The following is a 17,896-nucleotide window of genomic DNA, read 5'->3' on the forward strand; positions in this document are numbered from 1 at the left end:
GCACCCCCAACCCTCTGCGTCACCCCAAACCCGCAGGTCAGAGGCACTAGATGACGCAGGTGACGCGGTGACGCAGAAATCCCCACCTCGGACACACGCAGGCTCCAACCACGGCCCGCCTCTCCTCACCCCAGGGAGATCAACGCATGACCACCGCCATGCCCCCGAGCCCCGAGGCGTTCAAGGTCCCCGAAGTCATGTCCGCGCTGCGCCTCAGCCGCAGCAAGGTCTACGACCTCATTCGCACCAAACAGCTCGAAAGCTTCACGTCCGGGCGCGCCCGTCGCGTCCCGGTCGACGCCGTACGCCGGTACATGCAGACCCGCATTGAGGAGACCGACTGATGCCCAAGCGCCGCGCCAACGGTGAAGGAACGATCACGAGCCGTTCGGACGGCCGGTACCAGGCCGCCGCCTACGTCTACCGCCCCGACGGGACCCGCACCCGAAAGTTCGTCTACGGCCAGACGCGGCGAGAGGTCGCCGACAAGCTCACGGAGTTGCAGGAGAAGACCCGTCGGGGCATCCCGGCGGCAGAGTCCACGATGGCGTTCGGCGACTACCTGACCTACTGGCTCGCCGCCATCGCGTCGGGGCGGCTCAAGCCGTCCACGCTCAACAGCTACGAGGGTCTGACCCGTCTGTACATCCGGCCCGCGCTCGGAAAGAAGCGTCTGAACCGGCTGTCGCCGGCCGACGTGCGCCGGTTCCTGTCGGAGTTCAAGGCCTCTTGCCTGTGCTGCCTCCGGGGCGCGGACCAGGAACGCCCGGAGGAGAAGCGCTCTTGCTGCGCGGTGGGACGTTGCTGCGAGCGCCGTCCGTCGGCCCGCACGGTCCAGTACGTCCACGCCGTTCTCCGGTCCGCGCTCCAGCAGGCGATGCGCGAGGAACTGATCGCACGGAACGTCGCCCGGATCGTGGAAACCCCGACAGTCACCCCGAAGGAGGTGCGTCCACTGGACGCCGCCGAAGTCCGCCTGTTGCTCAAGACCGCCCGACCCCACCGTCTCTACGCCCTGTGGTTGCTGCTCGTGTCGACGGGCCTGCGACGCGGCGAAGCTCTCGCACTCACCTGGGAGGACATCGACCTGAAGAACGGCCAACTCCGCGTCCGCCGGAACGTGCAGCGCATCCGGCGTGAGCTGATCTTCGGCACCCCCAAGACGACACGATCGGTCCGCAAGGTGTCGCTCCCGAAGGCCTGCGCGCGGGCACTCGCACAGCACCAGGCGCAGCAGGAGCGGGAACGCAAGGTCGCGGGCAAGAAGTGGCAGCCCATGACGGGCCAGCCCGCTGGACTGATCTTCACCACGACCACCGGCCGCGTCACCGACCCCCGCAGTCTGAACCGGATGCTCACCATCCTGTGCCGCGACGCCGGCGTACCGCGCGTGCGCGTGCACGACCTCCGACACACGTGCGCCTCGCTGCTGCTCGCCCAAGGCGTTGACGCTCGCACGATCATGGAAACGCTCGGACACAGCACGATCACCATGACGCTCGACACCTACGCTCACGTCATGAACACAACGCTCAGGGCCGCCGCCGATCGGATGGACGACGCTCTTGGGCTGGATGAGCCGACGGAAGATTCACAGGAAGAGCAGGAGCCTGACACCGAGGAGTGAGCAGCACTTTCACCCGCGTTGATGTCAGCGGTTGATGTCAAAGGCCCCCTGGGATGATCCCAGGGGGGCCTTTGACCTGTGTGCACTCGGCAGGATTCGAACCTGCAACCTTCTGATCCGTAGTCAGATGCTCTATCCGTTAAGCTACGAGTGCTTGTTGTTTTGTTTTCCTGCCCCCGCTCCCGGCCCTTCCGGCCCGCTCGCGGCGACAGGAAGAACATTACATGACTGCCGCCGCCATGTGAAATCCGTTAGGCGCACCCCTTGTGAGCTGCGAAAACGCCGTATCGGGCGGGTTCCGGAGGCATCGGCGGGGTGGGGGGCGCGGGAGGCGTGTGCCGTCCGGCCGGTGGGTGGGTTCGTGGTGGCGGGGGCCGTGAACGCGAATCAGGGAGCCCAGACCGAAACGGTTGGACTCCCTGAGTCAGGTGCGGAGGCGGAGGGATTTGAACCCTCGATGGGCTTTAAGGCCCAAACCGCATTAGCAGTGCGGCGCCATAGACCGGACTAGGCGACGCCTCCAGCACAGCCGCTCGCGTGAGCGCGAGTGGTGCGTGCAGATGATGACACAGTCGAGCGTGCTGTCACCAATCGGCTCCCACGGTACTAGGCAGCCGGGCCGCAGGGCAAAGCCCTTCCCTCCGGCGGGGGCGCCGCGCAACGTCCGGGCGGGGCGCGCGTTGGGCAGGGTATGTCGCACTTCGCCGTGCGGGGCGCCTTCGGGGCCGTCGCCGCCGTCCTCGGGTCCGTGCCCGCCCTGCCCGCCTCCGCCGCCGTCGCGGCCGACCACCTCACCGTCACCGTGCTCCACGTCGGGGGCGGGCGGGACGGCACGTACGAGCTGTCCTGTCACCCCGGCGCCGGCAGTCACCCGGACGTGGCGGGGGCCTGCCAGGTGCTGGACCGGAACACCCGCTGGGGCCGGGACACCTTCGCGCCGGTCGCCCCGGGCACCGCCTGCACCATGCTCTACGGCGGCCCGGCCACCGCCCATGTCACCGGGACCTGGGCCGGCCGCCCGGTCGACGCGACGTACGACCGCAGCAACGGCTGCGAGATCGGGCGCTGGGACCGGATGGTGCCCCTGCTGCCCGGTGTCGGCGCGCCAAGTGATCTCGGCTGAGGGACGGACCTCGGCCCAAAGGGCATGCACAGGCGTCTCAGGGGCACGGCCCCGCTTCCGTAAAAGCCCCGCGAAGGTATGGCGGAGGTGAGGCGTGTCGGTCACATGTTCGCCGTCACTTCGTCGTGCGACCTCCCTCTCATCCGGCGTCGCGAGCGCAATCGGTGCCTTTAGACTCCCTCGCGTGACACGCCGCGGGCCGGTTGGCAAGATGGCCCGAGCGGTCGGCAAGGTGCGGTAACAGGGAGGAAGCGTCTCGTGAGCAGCAGGCCATCCCGAGGCGCTGCTCGCCTCGCAGCCATACTGGACGCGCTGCCGGATGCGTTGGTGCTGGTCAACGCCAACGGCACCGTCGTCAACGCGAACACCATCGCCCTGGAGGCCTTCGAGGCCCCGGGCACCGCGCTGGTGGGGCGCGGGCTGCTCGACCTGCTCCCGCAGTTCGACTCCCGGCTGATCCCGGGCTCGATGCGGCGGCCCGACCACATGGATCCCCGCGGCCGGACGAAGCCGACGCGGATGATCGCGCGGCGCACCGACGGGACCGAGTTCCCGGTCGAGGTCACCAGCGCCAACCTGGAGAACGGGCAGCAGGCCTACGACGGTTACGGCTACAGCGGCGACGAGCTGCTGATGCTCGTCGTCCGCGACCTGACCGGCACCGTGGACACCGAGGCCGAGCTGGCCCGCTCGCAGCGGCAGACCGAGATGATCCTGCGGGCGGCGAGCGAGGGCGTCGTAGGGACGGACACCGACGGACGGATCGTCCTCGTGAACCCGGCCGCCGCCCAGATACTGGGGTACCGGGCCGGTGAGCTCGGCGGCAAGGAGCTGCACAACCTCGTGCTGCACTCGCGCGCCGACGGCTCCCCCTTCCCGTACGCCGAGTCGCCGCTCGCCGACACCCTGCGCTCCGGGCGCAAGCACCGGGTGCGCGGCCAGGTGCTGTGGGCCAAGGGCGACAAGAAGGTGCCGGTCGACCTGACGACGGCACCGGTGCGCGACGGCGACCAGCTGGTCGGCGCCGTGATGACGTTCACCGACCGGCGGCCGTACGACTCCGTCGTCGACGAGAAGACGGCCCAGGAGAAGGCGCACGCCGACGAGCTGGAGCGGCTCTCCGAGGAGCATGCCTCCGACCTGACCGCACTGCGCCAGAAGCACGTCACCGAGGTCGAGGAGCTGCTCGAACGGCACGCCGAGGAACTGGCGGCCGGCGAGGACCGGTACGCGGCCCTCGGCGAGCGCGAGAAGGACCGGTACGAGGCCCTCTCCGGGCGCCACGAGCAGCTGCTGACGCTGCTCGCGCAGTCGCTGCGCGGCCCCCTCGACGAGCTGCGCCGGGAACTCGCCGCGCTCGCCGCCGACGACGCCGGGCAGCTGTGGCCCGAGGCCAACCAGGTGCTCCACCATCTCTCGGCCGGGTACTCGCGGATCACCCAGCTCATCGACAACGTGCTCGGGTACCAGCGGCTGGACGCGGGGTCGGAGGACATCAACCGCACGAAGGTCATGCTCGACGCCGTCGTCGCCGCCGGCGTGGAAGGGGCGGTGGAGCTGATCGGGCCCGGCCGGGTGCAGTTCGCCGTGCACGCGCCGCCCATCGAGGCCGAGGTCGACCCGCAGCGGCTCGCCGTCGCGCTCGCGCACCTCATCGCGGATGTCGCGGGGGTCGACGCGACCGGCAACGCGCCCGTCTCCGCGGGCGGCTACATGGACAACACGGTCGTGGTCGCGGCGGCGCAGCGTGGCGAGGTCGTCCGTATCGAGGTGCGCGGGCCCTACGCCGGGGGAGACCCGGTGCACGAGCCGATCGTGCGCGGGATCGTCCGGGCCCACGGCGGGGTGCTGCAGACCCACGAGGTGCCGGGCATGAGCGGCAGCGCGTTCGTGCTGGAGGTGCCGATCGGGGGCGGCGCCGGAGCGGTGCCCCCGCCGCCCGGTACCGAGGTGGCCGTCGTCCCGGCCGCCGACGAGACCGGTGCCGGTGGGCGGCGGCGGGCCCGGCGGTCCTCCGTGGACGCCTTCCTGGAGAGCGACGTTCCCGGCGAGGCGGGCGGCGAGGGCGACGCCCCGGCCGCGCCGACCGGACGGCGGCGCCGACGCACCGCCGAGGCGGCGGACCCGGAGAGCGGGCCCGCGGCGATCGAGAGCGCGGAGTCGGCGTCCGGCGGTACCGGACGGCGGCGCGGGCGCCCGGCCGACGGTGGCGCGGGCGCGGGGGTCGCCGAGGGCGCCGTGATGACGGCGGCCGAGCAGGGTGCCGGGGCGGCCGCCTCGGGTACGGGACTGGGCGGCACCGTTCCGCCGCAGGGCGTGCCCGTGCCGGCGCCGGGACGGCGCGCCCGGCGCGAGCCCGACGAGCGGCAGGCGCTGCCGCCCGCGCTGCCCTCGGCGCCGTCCGAGCCGGCAGCCGAGCCGGCGTTCGACGAGAGCCAGCCCGGCGGTCGGCGGCGGCGTGCGCTGGCCGCCGCGGCCGAGCGGGCGGAGCAGCAGCAGGCGGGGCCCCGCCCGGTCTTCGCGCTGCCGCCCGCCGAGGCCGACCGCGCCCCCGAACCGGTCCAGGCGACGGAGGCGGCGGCCGACGAGGGCCGGCACGACGCCGTGGCGCACGACCAGGCCGAGGACCACACCCCGCCGCAACCGCACCCCACCAGCGCGCCGACCGGCCGTCGGCGGCGGGCGGTGAGCCAGCCGCCGGCCGAGAACACCCCGGCCGCCGCGGCCGTCCCGACGGTGCCCGCGCAGGCGGCCGCTCCCGGACAGCCGGTGCAGCCTCAGGGCGTCCCCGTCCAGGCCGGGCAGACCGTCCAGGCCGGGCAGCCTCAGGGCATCCCGGCGCAGGTCGGGCCGACGGCGGCCCAGGTCGCCGCGCCGGCCGGTGTCCCCGTCGCCCCGGCGGCAGGCGGGCAGCAGCCCGTGCCGGCGGGCCAGGGCCAGCCCGGTCTTCCGGTCCCGCAGGCGCTGCCGGGCGCGGCCGTACCGGCGCAGAACCAGCCGCAGCCGCAGAGTGCGGCTCCGGTGGCCCCGGGGCAGCCCGTCCCGGCCGCCGACGCCGCGCCGGTTCCCGCCCAGCCGCTGCCGCTTCCGGCGGAGGCCGCGCCGGTGGCACCCGTACCGCAGCAGTGGCCGGGCGCCGACGACGCTCCCCCCGCCGCCCAACCGGCGCGTGCCGCCCAGCCGTTGCCCGCCGAGGCGGCCGCGGCGACTCCGGCACCGGTCGACCCGGACTCCACGCAGGGCCGGGCGTTCAGTGTGCGGACGCTGGGGCAGGGGGTGCCGTTCTCACGGCAGGCCGCGCAGGTGCAGCAGCCGACGCCGACCCCGCCCCCGCACCAGGCGGGTGGCAACGGGCGGCGCCGCAAGCTGGGCACGCGCCCCGATCCGGGTGCCGCTGCCGAGCAGCCGGGGGCCGAGCAGCCCGCGCAGTCCGCCCGCCCGCATCCGCCGGCCGAGCAGCCGGTCGCCGCCCAGCCGTTGCCGCAGCCGTCGCTGGCCGGGCAGTCCCGGCTGGTGGGGGCCACCGAGGGCGGTGGACGGTCGTACGCGATAGGCGCACCGGACGTGAACGCCGCCGAGGGTCCGGAGCCGCTGGACGGTCCGGGCGGGGCGGTCGAGGTCGCGGACCCGCCGCGCCCGCAGCCGATGGACGACGAGCTGCCCCCGGAGCCGCTGGACAACCCGCGCCGGCTGCTGGTGTGGCCCGCGCCGGACGTGACCACCCAGCAGGCGCTGAGCGACCGCGGCTACCGGCCGGTGATCGTGAACTCCCGGGACGAGGTCGACGCGCAGATCGCCGCGTTCCCGGCGGCGCTGTTCGTGGACCCGCTGACCGGGCCGATCACCCGGACCGCGCTGCAGTCGCTGCGGCAGGCGGCGGTGGCGGCCGAGGTGCCGGTGATGGTCACGGCCGGGCTGGGACAGGCGACGCGGGAGGCGGCGTACGGCGCCGATCCCGCCGTACTGCTCAAGGCGCTCGCGCCCCGGGACAGCGAGCAGCATCCGCCGCGGGTGCTGCTGATCGAGGAGCACGCGGAGATCGCGCTCGCCCTGACCTCGACGCTGGAGCGGCGCGGGATGCAGGTGGCGCGGGCGGCGAGCGACGCGGACGCGGTGACGCTGGCCGGGCAGCTGCGGCCGAACCTGGTGGTGATGGACCTGATGCAGGTGCACCGCCGGCAGGCCGGGATCATCGACTGGCTGCGGGCGAACGGGCAGCTGAACCGGACGCCGCTGGTCGTCTACACGGCGGCCGTCGACCAGGCGGACCTGCCGAGGCTGGCGTCCGGGGAGACGGTGCTGTTCTTGGCCGAGCGGTCGACGAGCAACGAGGTGCAGAGCCGGATCGTGGATCTGCTGGCGCGGATCGGTACGAACTGAGAGCGCCGTTCGGGGAACTGCCGACCTTCGGCCGCGGGTTGTCGTGGCTGGTCGCGCAGTTCCCCGCGCCCCTTACGGGGCGCTCACAGGCTGGTGACGTCCAGCTGACCGTCGGCGTACTGCCTCCGCAACACCTTCTTGTCGAACTTGCCGACGCTTGTCTTCGGCACCTCCTCGATCACCGTCCAGCGCTCGGGGAGCTGCCACCTGGCGATCTTGCCCTCCTCGGCGAGGAAGACGCGCAGGGTCTCGAAGGTGGCCGTGGAGCCTTCCCGCAGGACGACCGTGGCCAGCGGGCGCTCGCCCCACTTCTCGTCCGGTACGGCCACCACCGCGGCCTCGGCGACGTCCGGGTGGGACATCAGCGCGTTCTCCAGCTGCACCGAGGAGATCCACTCGCCGCCGGACTTGATGACGTCCTTCGCCCGGTCGGTGAGGGTGAGGAAGCCGTCGGGGGAGATGGTGCCGACGTCGCCGGTCTTCAGCCAGCCGTCCTCGCTGAACTTGTCCTCGGGACGCAGGGGTTCGGCGTCGGGGCCGTTGTAGTAGGCGCCCGCGATCCACGGGCCGCGCACCTCCAGCTCGCCCGCCGACTGGCCGTCCCAGGGGAGGCGTTCGCCGCCGGGGCCGCTGAGCCGGGCCTCGACACTCGACGGGAACCGGCCCTGGGTGATGCGGTACGCGAACTCCTCCTCGGTGCCCACCGCGTGGGCCGGCGGGCGGGCGAGCGTGCCGACCGGGGAGGTCTCGGTCATGCCCCAGCCGTGGCAGACCCGCATGCCCAGCTCGTCGAAGGCCTTCATGAGGGAGGGCGGGCAGGCGGCGCCGCCGATGGTGACCTGGGTGAGGGAGGAGACGTCCCGGGGGCGGGCGGTGAGCTCGCCGAGCAGGCCCTGCCAGATGGTGGGGACCGCGGCCGCGTACGTCGGGCGCTCACGCTCGATCATCTCGGCGAGCGGGCCGGGCTGCAGGAAACGGTCCGGCATCAGCAGGTTGACGCCGGTCATGAAGGAGGCGTGCGGCACGCCCCAGGCGTTGACGTGGAACTGCGGGACGACGATCAGGGCGGTGTCCTGGTCGGTCAGGCTCATCGACTGGGCCATGTTGACCTGCATGGAGTGCAGGTAGATCGAACGGTGGCTGTACACCACGCCCTTGGGGTCGCCGGTGGTGCCGGAGGTGTAGCACATGGCGGCGGCCTGGCGTTCGTCGAGCTCCGGCCAGTCGTAGCCGGTCGGCTTGCCCGCGATGAGCTCCTCGTACTCGTGCACGGCCGCGGCCGCGCCGTCGAGGAGGGAACGGTCGCCCGGGCCGGAGACCACGACGTGCTCGACGGTCGGCAGCCTGGACAGCAGGGGCGCGATCATCGGGATCAGCGAGCCGTTGACGAGGACGACCTTGTCCGCCGCGTGGTTGACGATCCAGACCAGCTGCTCGGCGGGCAGGCGGAGGTTGAGGGTGTGCAGGACCGCGCCCATGGAGGGAATCGCGAAGTACGCCTCGGTGTGCTCCGCGTTGTTCCACATGAGGGTGGCCACCCGGTCGTCGCCCCGGACCCCGAGGTCGTCCCGCAGGGCGTGCGCCAACTGGGCGGCGCGGCCGCCGGTCTCGGCGAAGCTGCGGCGGTTCGGCTCGCCCTCGCCGGTCCAGGTGCTCACCTGTGACGCGCCGTGAACCCTCGACCCGTGGGTCAGGATCCTCGAGATCAGCAGCGGTACGTCCTGCATGGTGCTCAGCACGGCGTCCTCCCGGGGGCAACATTGCCTACTCGGTGGTAAAGGGGCTGCGCTGATTCTGCTCACATACCGGACGGTATGTCACTAGGGGAAAGCCAACAAAGCCCGTCCGGACGCCCCGGACACAACCGACGCTGCGGACCCCGTGGCTGCCCCGGCCGCTATCGGGCGAGGTCCAGTTCGGGGTCCTCGCGCAGCTTCCCCAGCGCACGCGACACGGCCGACTTCACCGTGCCCACCGACACCCCGAGCACCTCGGCCGTCTGCACCTCGCTCAGGTCCTCGTAGTAGCGCAACACCACCATCGCCCGCTGCCGCGCGGGGAGTTTCATGATCGCCCGCCACATCGCGTCGTGCAGCGCCTGCCGTTCGGCCGGGTCGTCCTCGCCGGGCACCGGCTCGGGCTCGGGCATCTCGTCGCACACGAACTCGTCGACCCGGCGCTTGCGCCACTGCGAGGTCCGGGTGTTGAGCAGCGCCCGGCGCACATAGCCGTCGAGGGCCCGGTGGTCCTCGATCCGCTCCCAGGCCACGTAGGTCTTGGCGAGCGCGGTCTGGAGAAGGTCCTCGGCATCGCTCGGGTTCGCGGTCAGCGACCGGGCGGTGCGCAGCAGGACGGGCTGGCGGGCCCTCACGTACGACGCGAACGAGGGATAAGAGGGGCGGGTGTGTGCGCGGGTCTGCCTCGCCGAGACAGCGGCGTCCGAAGCGCTGGTGCAGACGGGTGTGGTCATGGCTCCACGCTATGAGCGAGCGGTGTCACGGCGGATCGGCCGCAGGTCCCGAAGCCGAATCCCCCTCAGGTTGTAGGGGTGGGGCTGCCTACACCTCCTGAAGGTGGAGTACGGGCGCGGAACTCCTGCGGGTTTACTCCTGAGGGAGGAGTACGGCGAGGGCTGTGGCCTCACCCGTCCGAGGTCAGGACCAGCCCGGACGTCGGTACGCCCGTGCCGGCCGTCACCAGGACCCGGCCCGCCCCCGGTATCTGGTTCACGGCGGTGCCGCGCAGCTGGCGCACGCCCTCCGCCACCCCGTTCATCCCGTGCAGGTACGCCTCCCCGAGCTGTCCCCCGTGGGTGTTCAGCGGCAGCCGCGCCTCGGCCACGAAGTCCGCCGCCTCTCCCCGCCCGCAGAACCCGAACTCCTCCAGCTGCATCAGCACGAACGGGGTGAAGTGGTCGTACAGGATCCCCACGTCGATGTCGGCCGGGGCGAGTCCGCTGGTGCGCCAGAGCTGGCGGGCCACCACGCCCATCTCCGGCAGCCCGGTCAGGTCGTCCCGGTAGAAGCTGGTCATCTGCTCCTGGGCCCGGCCGGCACCCTGCGCGGCCGCCGCGATCACCGCCGGCGGATGCGCCAGGTCGCGCGCCCGCTCCACCGACGTGACGACGAGGGCCTGGCCGCCGTCCGTCTCCTGGCAGCAGTCCAGCAGGCGGAGCGGCTCGACTATCCAGCGGGAGGCCGCGTGGTCCGCGAGGGTGATGGGGCGGCCGTGGAAGTAGGCGGCCGGGTTGGTCGCCGCGTACCTGCGGTCGGTCACCGCCACGTGCCCGAACGCGTCCGGGGTCAGCCCGTACGTGTGCAGGTAGCGCTGCGCCGCCATCGCCACCCAGGACGCCGGGGTGAGCAGCCCGAACGGCAGCACCCAGCCGAGCGCCGCTCCCTCCGCCGACGGCTCCCGGTGCTGCACGCCCGAGCCGAAGCGGCGGCCCGACCGCTCGTTGAAGGCGCGGTAGCAGACCACCACCTCGGCGACCCCGGCCGCGACGGCCAGCGCCGCCTGCTGGACGGTCGCGCAGGCCGCGCCGCCCCCGTAGTGGACGCGGGAGAAGAAGGACAGCTCGCCGATCCCGCAGGCCTGCGCCACGGTGATCTCCGGGCTGGTGTCCATCGTGAACGTCACCATGCCGTCCACGTCCGCCGGGGCCAGCCCCGCGTCGTCCAGCGCGGCCCGCACCGCCTCCGCCGCCAGCCGCAGCTCGCTGCGCCCCGAGTCCTTGGAGAACTCGGTGGCCCCGATGCCGACGACCGCCGCCCGCCCGCCGAGCGAGTCCCGGCCCCGCACGCTCACGAGTCCGCCTCGTCGGTGACGGTGACGGTCACCATGGCTTCGGCGAAGGTCAGGGTCACCGTGCCGGTCACGTGGTTGCCGAGGCCGTTGGCGCCGACCACCCGGACCGTCGCCGTCCCCTGCTCGCCGTCCAGCTCCTCGATCCTGCCGGTCAGCACCATCGTGTCCCCCGGGTAGTTGGGCGCGCCGAGCCGGATGGCGACCTGGCGGAGCTCCGCCGTCGGGCCGAAGTAGTCGGTGATGTACCGGCCGACCAGGCCGTTCGTCGTCAGGATGTTCATGAAGATGTCCGGGGAGCCCTTCTGCCGGGCCAGTTCGGCGTCGTGGTGCACGTCCTGGTAGTCCCGGGACGCGATCGCCCCCGCCACGATCAGCGTCCGCGTGATCGGGATCTCCAGCGGCGGCAGCTCGGTGCCCACCCCCGGACGGGTCGTCTCAACTCCCATGCGCGATCAACTCCCCCAGTTCCTGGAGCACTTCGCTCCCGCTGCCCAGATACACGTCCAGTTGCCGGCCCCACAGGAAGTGCCGGTGCACGGGGTGGCCGACGTCGGCGCCCGCACCGCCGTGCAGGTGCTGGCCCGTGTGCACGACCCGCTGCCCGGCCTCGGACGCCCACCAGGCCGCGGTCAGCGCGTGCGTGGCGTACGGCAGTCCGGCGTCCCGCCGCCAGGCCGCCTCGTACGCCGTCACCCGTATCGCCTCGGTGTCCATGTGGGCGTCGGCGGCACGGAGCTGGACGCCCTGCCGGGTGGCGAGCGGGCGCCCGAACTGCTCGCGGGTGTTGGTGTGGGCCACGGCCCGGGCGAGGGAGCCCGCGCAGACGCCCGCCTGGAGACCGGCGAAGGCGGTACGGGCGGTGGCCAGGACGTCGGTGTAGGCGTCGGTGTAGGCGTCGGTGCCGGTGCCGGGACCGGGACCGGGACCTGCACCGGGACCGAGGGGCTCCGCGGGGGCCTCGTCGAGCGTGAGCCGCCCCGCCGACCAGGGCGCCGTCAGCTCGACCTCCTCGGTGCCGGTGCCCTCGCCGAGCGGCGCCAGCCACAGCCGCCGGCCGGCGTCCGCGACCAGGACATGCGTGGCGTCCCGCAGCCACGGGACGACGGGGACGGTGCCGCTCAGCCCGCCCCGCGCGGAGGGCCGTACCCCCTGCTGGGCGGGGAACGCCCCGGCCACCACCACCGACCCGTCCCCGATCCCGGGCAGCAGCCGCGCCCGCTGTTCGTCCGTGCCGTGCGCGGCGATCGCCAGCTGCCCGTACACACAGGTCGCCGCGTACGGCACCTGGGCCGTGGTACGCCCCTGTTCCTCCAGCAGGAGCACCAGTCCCAGCAGGCCCAGCTCCTCGGCCGCGGCCACCAGTCCGGCCGCGCACAGGGCCTTCCACAGCTCCGGGTCGCTGCCGGTGCCGGCCGACCGCAGCCGCTCGTGGGTGGCGAGGTCGGCGAAGATCCTGGCGGCCAGGCCACGGGCCTCGGCCTGTGCCTCGGTGGGCGTGAAGTCCATGTCAGGCCTCCCCGCCGAGGCCCCGGAAGACGGGCAGGGTCAGTGCCCCGCCCTCATCGTCGTACCGGCGGAACTCCACCCGCACCGGCAGCCCGATCCGCACCTTGTCGTACGGCACCCCCACCACGTTGCCCACCATCCGCACGCCCTCGGCGAGTTCGATCAGGCCGACCGCGTAGGGAGGGTCGAAGGCCGGGAAGGGCGGGTGGTGCATCACGACGTACGAGAAGACCGTGCCCTCGCCGGACGGCTCGACCGTGTCCCAGTCGAGGGAGCCGCAGGCGTTGCAGCCCGGCAGCCAGGGATGGCGCAGGGTGCCGCAGTCCGCGCACCGCTGGACGAGGAGACGCTCCTCGGCCACGCCCTCCCAGAAGCCGGCGTTGTCCCGGTTGACCACCGGGCGGGGGCGCGGCGGAGCCTTGGCCGGCTTCCCCGCGGGCGCGTACTTGAGGACGCGGAGGCGGTGGACGCCCACCAGCTCCTCGCCGACCCGGATGTCCGTGCGCGTGGTGACGAAGTAGCCTGTGCCCAGCTTCGTCGTCTTCCGCCCGGACACCGTCTCGATCACCGTGTCGAAGACCAGCTCGTCGCCCGGCCGCAGCGGGCGCAGGTACTCCTGCTCGCAGTCGGTGGCGACGATCGAGACACAGCCCGCCGCGTCGAGCAGGGCGGACATCTCGTCGTAGGCGCCGGTGCGTGCCGTGTTCCCGGAGAGGCCGCCCATCGTCCAGGCCTGGAGCATGGTGGGCGGGGCGACCGCATCGGCCCCCCGGTACGCCGGGTTCGCGTCGCCCATCGCCTCGCACCAGTGCCGGATCATGGGCAGGTTGACCGGGTCCTTGCCGGTGCCCTCCCGGGACGCCGGCTGCCCCTCGTACGCCTTGAGCCACGCCCCCAGCTCGTCAGTCCCCCCGGCCACGGCCACCCCTCCGCATCCCGAGCCGCATCGTCGCGACGATCTCCCGCTGCACCTCGCTCACCCCGCCCCCGAACGTGTTGATCTGCGCCGCCCTGTTGAGCCGCTCCAGCCCGCCGTCCCCGAACACCCCCGGCGAGCCGGACCGGACCGATGCCGCCTCGCCGACGATCTCCTGACACATGCGATACGTCGCGACTGCCGATTCCGTTCCCGTGAACTTCACCCCGCTGGCCTCCGCGGGGGCCACCCGGCCCGCCCCCGTGTCCCCCACCAGACGCCAGCTGAGCAGGCGGTTCGCCGCCAGCCGGGCATGCGCCTCGGCCAGCCGGAAACGCACCCAGGGCTCGTCAACGCGGCGCCGCCCGGTCACCGGATCGGGGGTGCGGGCGGCGGTGAGCGCGGCCTCGTAGAAGTCCTCGGCCTGCATGCCGGTCGCGGCGAGGGCGACCCGCTCGTGGTTGAGCTGGTTGGTGATCAGCGACCATCCGTCGTGCTCGGCGCCGACCAGGTTGCCCGCGGGGACGCGGACACCGTCGTAGTAGGTCGCCGTCGTGATCTGGCCGCCCACCGTCTCGATCGGCGTCCAGGAGAACCCGGGCGCGTCCGTGGGGACCAGGAGGATCGAGATGCCGCGGTGTCTGGGCGCCTCGGGGTCGGTGCGGCACGCCAGCCAGATCCAGTCGGCGTGCTGGGCGCCCGAGGTGAAGATCTTCTGTCCGTCGATCCGCCAGCCGTCGCCGTCCCGTACCGCCCGGGTGCTCAGCGCGGCCAGGTCGGTGCCGGCGGAGGGTTCGCTGTAGCCGATGGCGAAGACGAGTTCGCCGCGGAGGATGCCGGGCAGGAAGCGGGCCTTCTGCTCCGCGCTGCCGTACTTCATCAGCGTCGGCCCGACCGTGTTCAGGGTGACCATCGAGACGGGGGCGCCGGCCCGGTACGCCTCGTCGAAGAACACGAACTGCTCGTCGGCGCCCCGTCCTTGACCGCCGTACTCGACGGGCCAGCCGAGGCCGAGCAGGCCGTCCGCGCCGATGCGGCGCAGCAGGGCACGGCGTTCGGCGGGGTCCTCGGGGGCCGGGGACGGGATCAAGGACCGGAAGTAGGCACGGAGTTCGGCACGGAGCCGCTGCTGGCGTTCGGTGGGGGCCAGATGCATGGTTTCTGACTGTCCGTCAGATATGGCTCGCTGTCAAGGTCGAGAGAGAGCGTCGAAGGGGCGGAGAGGGGGTGGCAGGAGGAGCCGGAAACGCCTGCGCGGCGGCGCCGAAGCACCGCCGCGCGGACGCACTGCCCATCCCCCACAGACCACACCCCACCAGGGCTCAGGCGGGGCTTACCACAGCTGGGTGAAGTGGACGGCGACGTTGTCGTTGCCCTGCTGGATCGCGGTCCACGCGGAGCCCTTGACCTGAGCGGTGTTGCTCTGGTTCGAGGCGTGGTTGCCCACCGCGTTCTGCTGGGTGGTGGAGGAGTTGCCGTTGTTGTTGTGACCGACCCCGCTGCCGATGATGCCCGCCGAGCCGGCGTTGGCGCTCGATCCGTTGTCCGCGAACGCACCGTTGTCCGCGGCCGCGACACCGGCGAAGAGGGCGGCGGCGAGCGGGAGGGCGGAGACGGCGGCGAGAACGCGGGCGGTACGGATGCTTGCCATGTTGTTTCCTCTCAGAGCCCGGCTGTGCCGGAAGTACGTCAAGTAAGGCTTTTTCCGGGGCAGTTGGCCGACCGCCTCGGCGGGTGTCATCGACGTCGCGAGACCAGAGTTGCCCACCGAATCCCCGGCGAACCATCCCGGAAGCCGTTATTCGCCCTCAAGCGTGATGACAAGTCGATAAACCCCTTTCACCATCTTTAGTCGACTTCCGCACCAGTCATGACCAGTCAGGACATCAGCATCCATCAGTCACCCCAAGGGAAAAACCGTTCCGGCCCCGATCCGCGCCCAGGCCCCCGCCCTCGGCGTGTCACACCGGCACCCCCTTCCCTTTTTCGAACGTACGTACGAACATGGAGGCATGGCCACCACCGACCGGCAGGCCACGACGCTGGCCCTCGCACACGCCCTGTCAGCCGCCGAGCGCGGCCTGGCCGTCATCCCCCTGTCCCGCACGAAACTCCCGGCCCTGCGCTCCCCGCACCGCCACGACCCCGAACCCGCGCTGCCGCCCTGCCACGGCGAGTGCGGCCGCCCCGGCCACGGGGTGTACGACGCCACCACCGACCCGTCCCGCATCCGCGAACTGTTCGCCGCGGCGCCCTGGGCGACCGGCTACGGCATCGCCTGCGGCCTGCCCCCGCACCGCCTCATCGGCGTCGACCTCGACGTGAAGGGCGGTACGGACTCCACGGCCGCCCTGCGCGAGCTGGCCCTGCGGCACCTGTTCACCATCCCGCCGACGGTCGTCGTCCTCACCCCGAGCGGCGGCCGCCACCTCTGGCTGACCGGACCGCCGGACGCCGTGATCCCCAACTCGGCCGGCCGGCTGGCCCCCGGCATCGACATCCGCGGTGCAGGCGGCTACCTGGTCGGCCCGGGCTCCCGCACCGACCACGGCGTCTACGCCACCGCCCCCGGCACCGAACACCTGGTCCCCGCGCCCTGCCCCCCGTCCCTCCTCCGCCTCCTGCTCCCGCCCCCGCGCGCACCCCACCCCGCGACCCACCCCTCGGTCGGCAACCGTGGCCAGGGCCTGGTCCAGTTCGTGCTCTCCGCCCACGAGGGCCAGCGCAACACCCGCCTCTTCTGGGCGGCCTGCCGCGCCTACGAGAACGGCATCGGCCGGGCCCTGCGGGCTCCGCTGATCGACGCGGCGGTCCACACGGGCCTGACGGAACAGGAGGCCCGCGCGACCATCGCATCAGCGGCCCGCATGACCGGCCACCGGCCTTGAGAGGCCCCGAAAACCGAACGCCGTTACCTGTGCGGCCTCCTCACCGCACGGCTGCCGAGAAGTCGTACCCGACCCATTCGCTGAGCCGGACATATCCGAGGCGCTGGTAGAGGGCGTTGCTGGTGGGGTTGGACAGGTCCGCGAACAGGACGACGTCCTGCGCGCCCGCGGTCAGCGCGGCCCGGCTCACCTCCGCCGTCACGGCTGCCGCGTAGCCGCGTCCGCGCAGGTGGGAGGGGGTGTAGACGACGTCCACCTGGATCTGGCCGCCGATCAGCGGGTTCATGCCCGCGACGGAGACGGGAGCGCCGTCCGGGGTCTCCCAGAGCGTGTAGGTCTTGTCGGCGAAGCGCGTGCCGGACCAGGTGCCGGCGTCGATGACGACGTCCTCCCCGACGGCCTTGGCGAACTCGGCGCACCAGAACACGGTCTGCTCCAGGTCCTGCTCGCCCAGGACGCGGCCCCGGCCTGCCGGCAGCGGGTCCGGCGGGGTGAGCGTGCCGAGGCGGTACAGGGACAGCCGCGTGTCACGGAGCCTCGGCGTCGCGCCGGTGCGCCGCTGCCAGGCCTCGGCGAAAGCGGTGGCCGTGGCGTGGTCCGCGCTGACGGAGGGCAGGGCGTCCCCGAGGCCGGCCAGGTGAGCGGCGAGGGAGTCGGCCTGCTCGGGCGTGAGCGGGGAGAGGCCGAACCCGCGAGGCGGGAGGCGGTAGCAGGTGGCCTGGACCTCGCCACCCCGCTCCAGCATCCCGAAGACGGGAACGTCGGCGCCGAACGCCGCGGCCCCCCGCGCCCGCACTCGCTCGGCCCACGTCGACTGCATGACGTGAGGGCCGGGACGCGAACGCAGGAACTCCCCGGCGCGGGCGAGGAATTCGTCGACGTCGTGGGTCAGGTACCAGTCGGATGAACGCATGCCCGCTGCTTTACCACTCCGGCCGTGCGGGCAACCGGAGGCCGCCGAGCGGAGTGACACGCGAACGCCCGTTTCAGCCAACCGAGATGGTGCGCTCCTCGGCGGGGACGCCGGCGAGTTCACACGCGGCGGCGGCCTCCTCGCCCTGGGTTCGGTGCTGCCGCAGATACGCCGCCGTCGCGCGCGTCCCCGCGCCGGAACATGTCGGATTCTGGTCCACGACCGGACAGAGCCGAGCAGACGCGGCCCATGGCGTCCAGGTCGTTCGTACAGTGGCGCGCTCCACTGGACGCCATGAACCACGCCTGCTCCACGGTGTGTGGGCCGACGGCAGACGGGATGGGAGCTGAGGAGGGTGGTGGGTTGAGGTGGGTTGCCGACGTGCGCTAATTACGGGTGGACAAGGAGGCGAGCAGCCCTGCCCCGACTCCCAGGACAACTAACTGCACGACGCCTGGTATACGCCATCGCAGGGCAAGAAGACCACCACCTGTGACGACTGCTCCGCCGATCAGGAGCCACATCCCCCGTAACGCTTCCTTGGGCGCACTGGGCGGATTGTTGCTGTCGTAGCTGTCGGCCCAGCCCGTCATCCCGTAGCGGATGAGCACCAACCAAGCGATGACCATCAGGTCGACGACGAGTAGCGCCACGCTGACACCGATCTGCGGGCCAATCGACGGCTCACTTCCGTGCCTCATGCCGACCACCGTTCCGTTTTCGGGTGACACCCTGT

At 72.5% G+C, this 17,896-nt stretch carries 15 protein-coding genes and 2 tRNA genes; 5 read left to right on the plus strand and 12 right to left on the minus strand.

Annotated features, from left to right (window positions below):
* Positions 1-146: 146 nt before the first annotated feature.
* Entirely contained in the window at positions 147-344 is a 198-nt protein-coding gene (locus ACFY6U_RS31930) for a helix-turn-helix domain-containing protein (protein WP_390043745.1), read from the plus strand.
* A 155-nt stretch (positions 345-499) separates the two neighbouring features.
* On the plus strand, positions 500-1,627 hold the full coding sequence (locus ACFY6U_RS31935; protein WP_390043747.1) for a tyrosine-type recombinase/integrase: 1,128 nt from the start codon (positions 500-502) through the stop codon (positions 1,625-1,627).
* An 81-nt stretch (positions 1,628-1,708) separates the two neighbouring features.
* Here the strand turns inward: ACFY6U_RS31935 and ACFY6U_RS31940 are convergent.
* Positions 1,709-1,781, minus strand: a tRNA-Arg gene (locus tag ACFY6U_RS31940).
* 277 nt (positions 1,782-2,058) lie between these two features.
* Positions 2,059-2,149 (minus strand) — tRNA-Ser (locus ACFY6U_RS31945).
* A 169-nt stretch (positions 2,150-2,318) separates the two neighbouring features.
* Between ACFY6U_RS31945 and ACFY6U_RS31950 the strand changes: the two genes are divergently transcribed.
* On the plus strand, positions 2,319-2,750 hold the full coding sequence (locus tag ACFY6U_RS31950) for an SSI family serine proteinase inhibitor (RefSeq protein ID WP_390043749.1): 432 nt from the start codon (positions 2,319-2,321) through the stop codon (positions 2,748-2,750).
* Between the two features lie 258 nt (positions 2,751-3,008).
* A complete protein-coding gene (locus ACFY6U_RS31955; RefSeq protein WP_390043751.1) occupies positions 3,009-7,130 on the plus strand; it encodes a PAS domain-containing protein in 4,122 nt (1,373 codons plus the stop codon).
* An 83-nt stretch (positions 7,131-7,213) separates the two neighbouring features.
* Here ACFY6U_RS31955 and ACFY6U_RS31960 read toward each other — a convergent pair whose 3' ends face one another.
* The 8 genes from ACFY6U_RS31960 to ACFY6U_RS31995 form a co-directional block, all read right to left on the minus strand.
* Positions 7,214-8,857, minus strand: coding sequence for a long-chain fatty acid--CoA ligase (locus ACFY6U_RS31960; protein WP_390043982.1), 1,644 nt, complete (start codon positions 8,855-8,857; stop codon positions 7,214-7,216).
* Between the two features lie 170 nt (positions 8,858-9,027).
* Complete coding sequence (locus tag ACFY6U_RS31965) at positions 9,028-9,600, minus strand: SigE family RNA polymerase sigma factor (protein WP_390043752.1); 573 nt, start codon at positions 9,598-9,600, stop codon at positions 9,028-9,030.
* Between the two features lie 170 nt (positions 9,601-9,770).
* Positions 9,771-10,937 (minus strand): lipid-transfer protein, encoded by a 1,167-nt coding sequence (locus tag ACFY6U_RS31970; protein ID WP_390043754.1) that lies wholly within the window; start codon positions 10,935-10,937, stop codon positions 9,771-9,773.
* The gene (locus ACFY6U_RS31975; protein WP_390043755.1) at positions 10,934-11,383 is read right to left on the minus strand and encodes a MaoC family dehydratase; all 450 of its coding nucleotides are present in this window, start codon (positions 11,381-11,383) and stop codon (positions 10,934-10,936) included. Before ACFY6U_RS31975 ends, ACFY6U_RS31970 begins: the two co-directional genes overlap by 4 nt.
* Complete coding sequence (locus ACFY6U_RS31980; protein ID WP_390043756.1) at positions 11,373-12,443, minus strand: acyl-CoA dehydrogenase family protein; 1,071 nt, start codon at positions 12,441-12,443, stop codon at positions 11,373-11,375. Before ACFY6U_RS31980 ends, ACFY6U_RS31975 begins: the two co-directional genes overlap by 11 nt.
* Position 12,444: 1 nt before the next feature.
* On the minus strand, positions 12,445-13,362 hold the full coding sequence (locus tag ACFY6U_RS31985; protein WP_390043758.1) for a bifunctional MaoC family dehydratase N-terminal/OB-fold nucleic acid binding domain-containing protein: 918 nt from the start codon (positions 13,360-13,362) through the stop codon (positions 12,445-12,447).
* Complete coding sequence (locus ACFY6U_RS31990) at positions 13,346-14,515, minus strand: acyl-CoA dehydrogenase family protein (protein ID WP_390043760.1); 1,170 nt, start codon at positions 14,513-14,515, stop codon at positions 13,346-13,348. The genes ACFY6U_RS31985 and ACFY6U_RS31990 overlap by 17 nt, the downstream gene beginning before the upstream one ends.
* Positions 14,516-14,692: 177 nt before the next feature.
* The gene (locus tag ACFY6U_RS31995) at positions 14,693-15,010 is read right to left on the minus strand and encodes a hypothetical protein (RefSeq protein ID WP_390043762.1); all 318 of its coding nucleotides are present in this window, start codon (positions 15,008-15,010) and stop codon (positions 14,693-14,695) included.
* A 361-nt stretch (positions 15,011-15,371) separates the two neighbouring features.
* Here ACFY6U_RS31995 and ACFY6U_RS32000 point away from each other — a divergent pair, with 361 nt between their 5' ends.
* Entirely contained in the window at positions 15,372-16,247 is an 876-nt protein-coding gene (locus ACFY6U_RS32000) for a bifunctional DNA primase/polymerase (protein WP_390043764.1), read from the plus strand.
* 40 nt (positions 16,248-16,287) lie between these two features.
* On the opposite strand, the gene ACFY6U_RS32005 is transcribed toward ACFY6U_RS32000, so the two are convergent.
* A complete protein-coding gene (locus ACFY6U_RS32005; protein ID WP_390043766.1) occupies positions 16,288-17,160 on the minus strand; it encodes a GNAT family N-acetyltransferase in 873 nt (290 codons plus the stop codon).
* Between the two features lie 386 nt (positions 17,161-17,546).
* The gene (locus tag ACFY6U_RS32010; protein ID WP_390043767.1) at positions 17,547-17,861 is read right to left on the minus strand and encodes a DUF6234 family protein; all 315 of its coding nucleotides are present in this window, start codon (positions 17,859-17,861) and stop codon (positions 17,547-17,549) included.
* Positions 17,862-17,896: the final 35 nt, after the last annotated feature.

This window comes from Streptomyces sp. NPDC013157, from assembly GCF_042899865.1.
GTDB lineage: Bacteria > Actinomycetota > Actinomycetes > Streptomycetales > Streptomycetaceae > Streptomyces.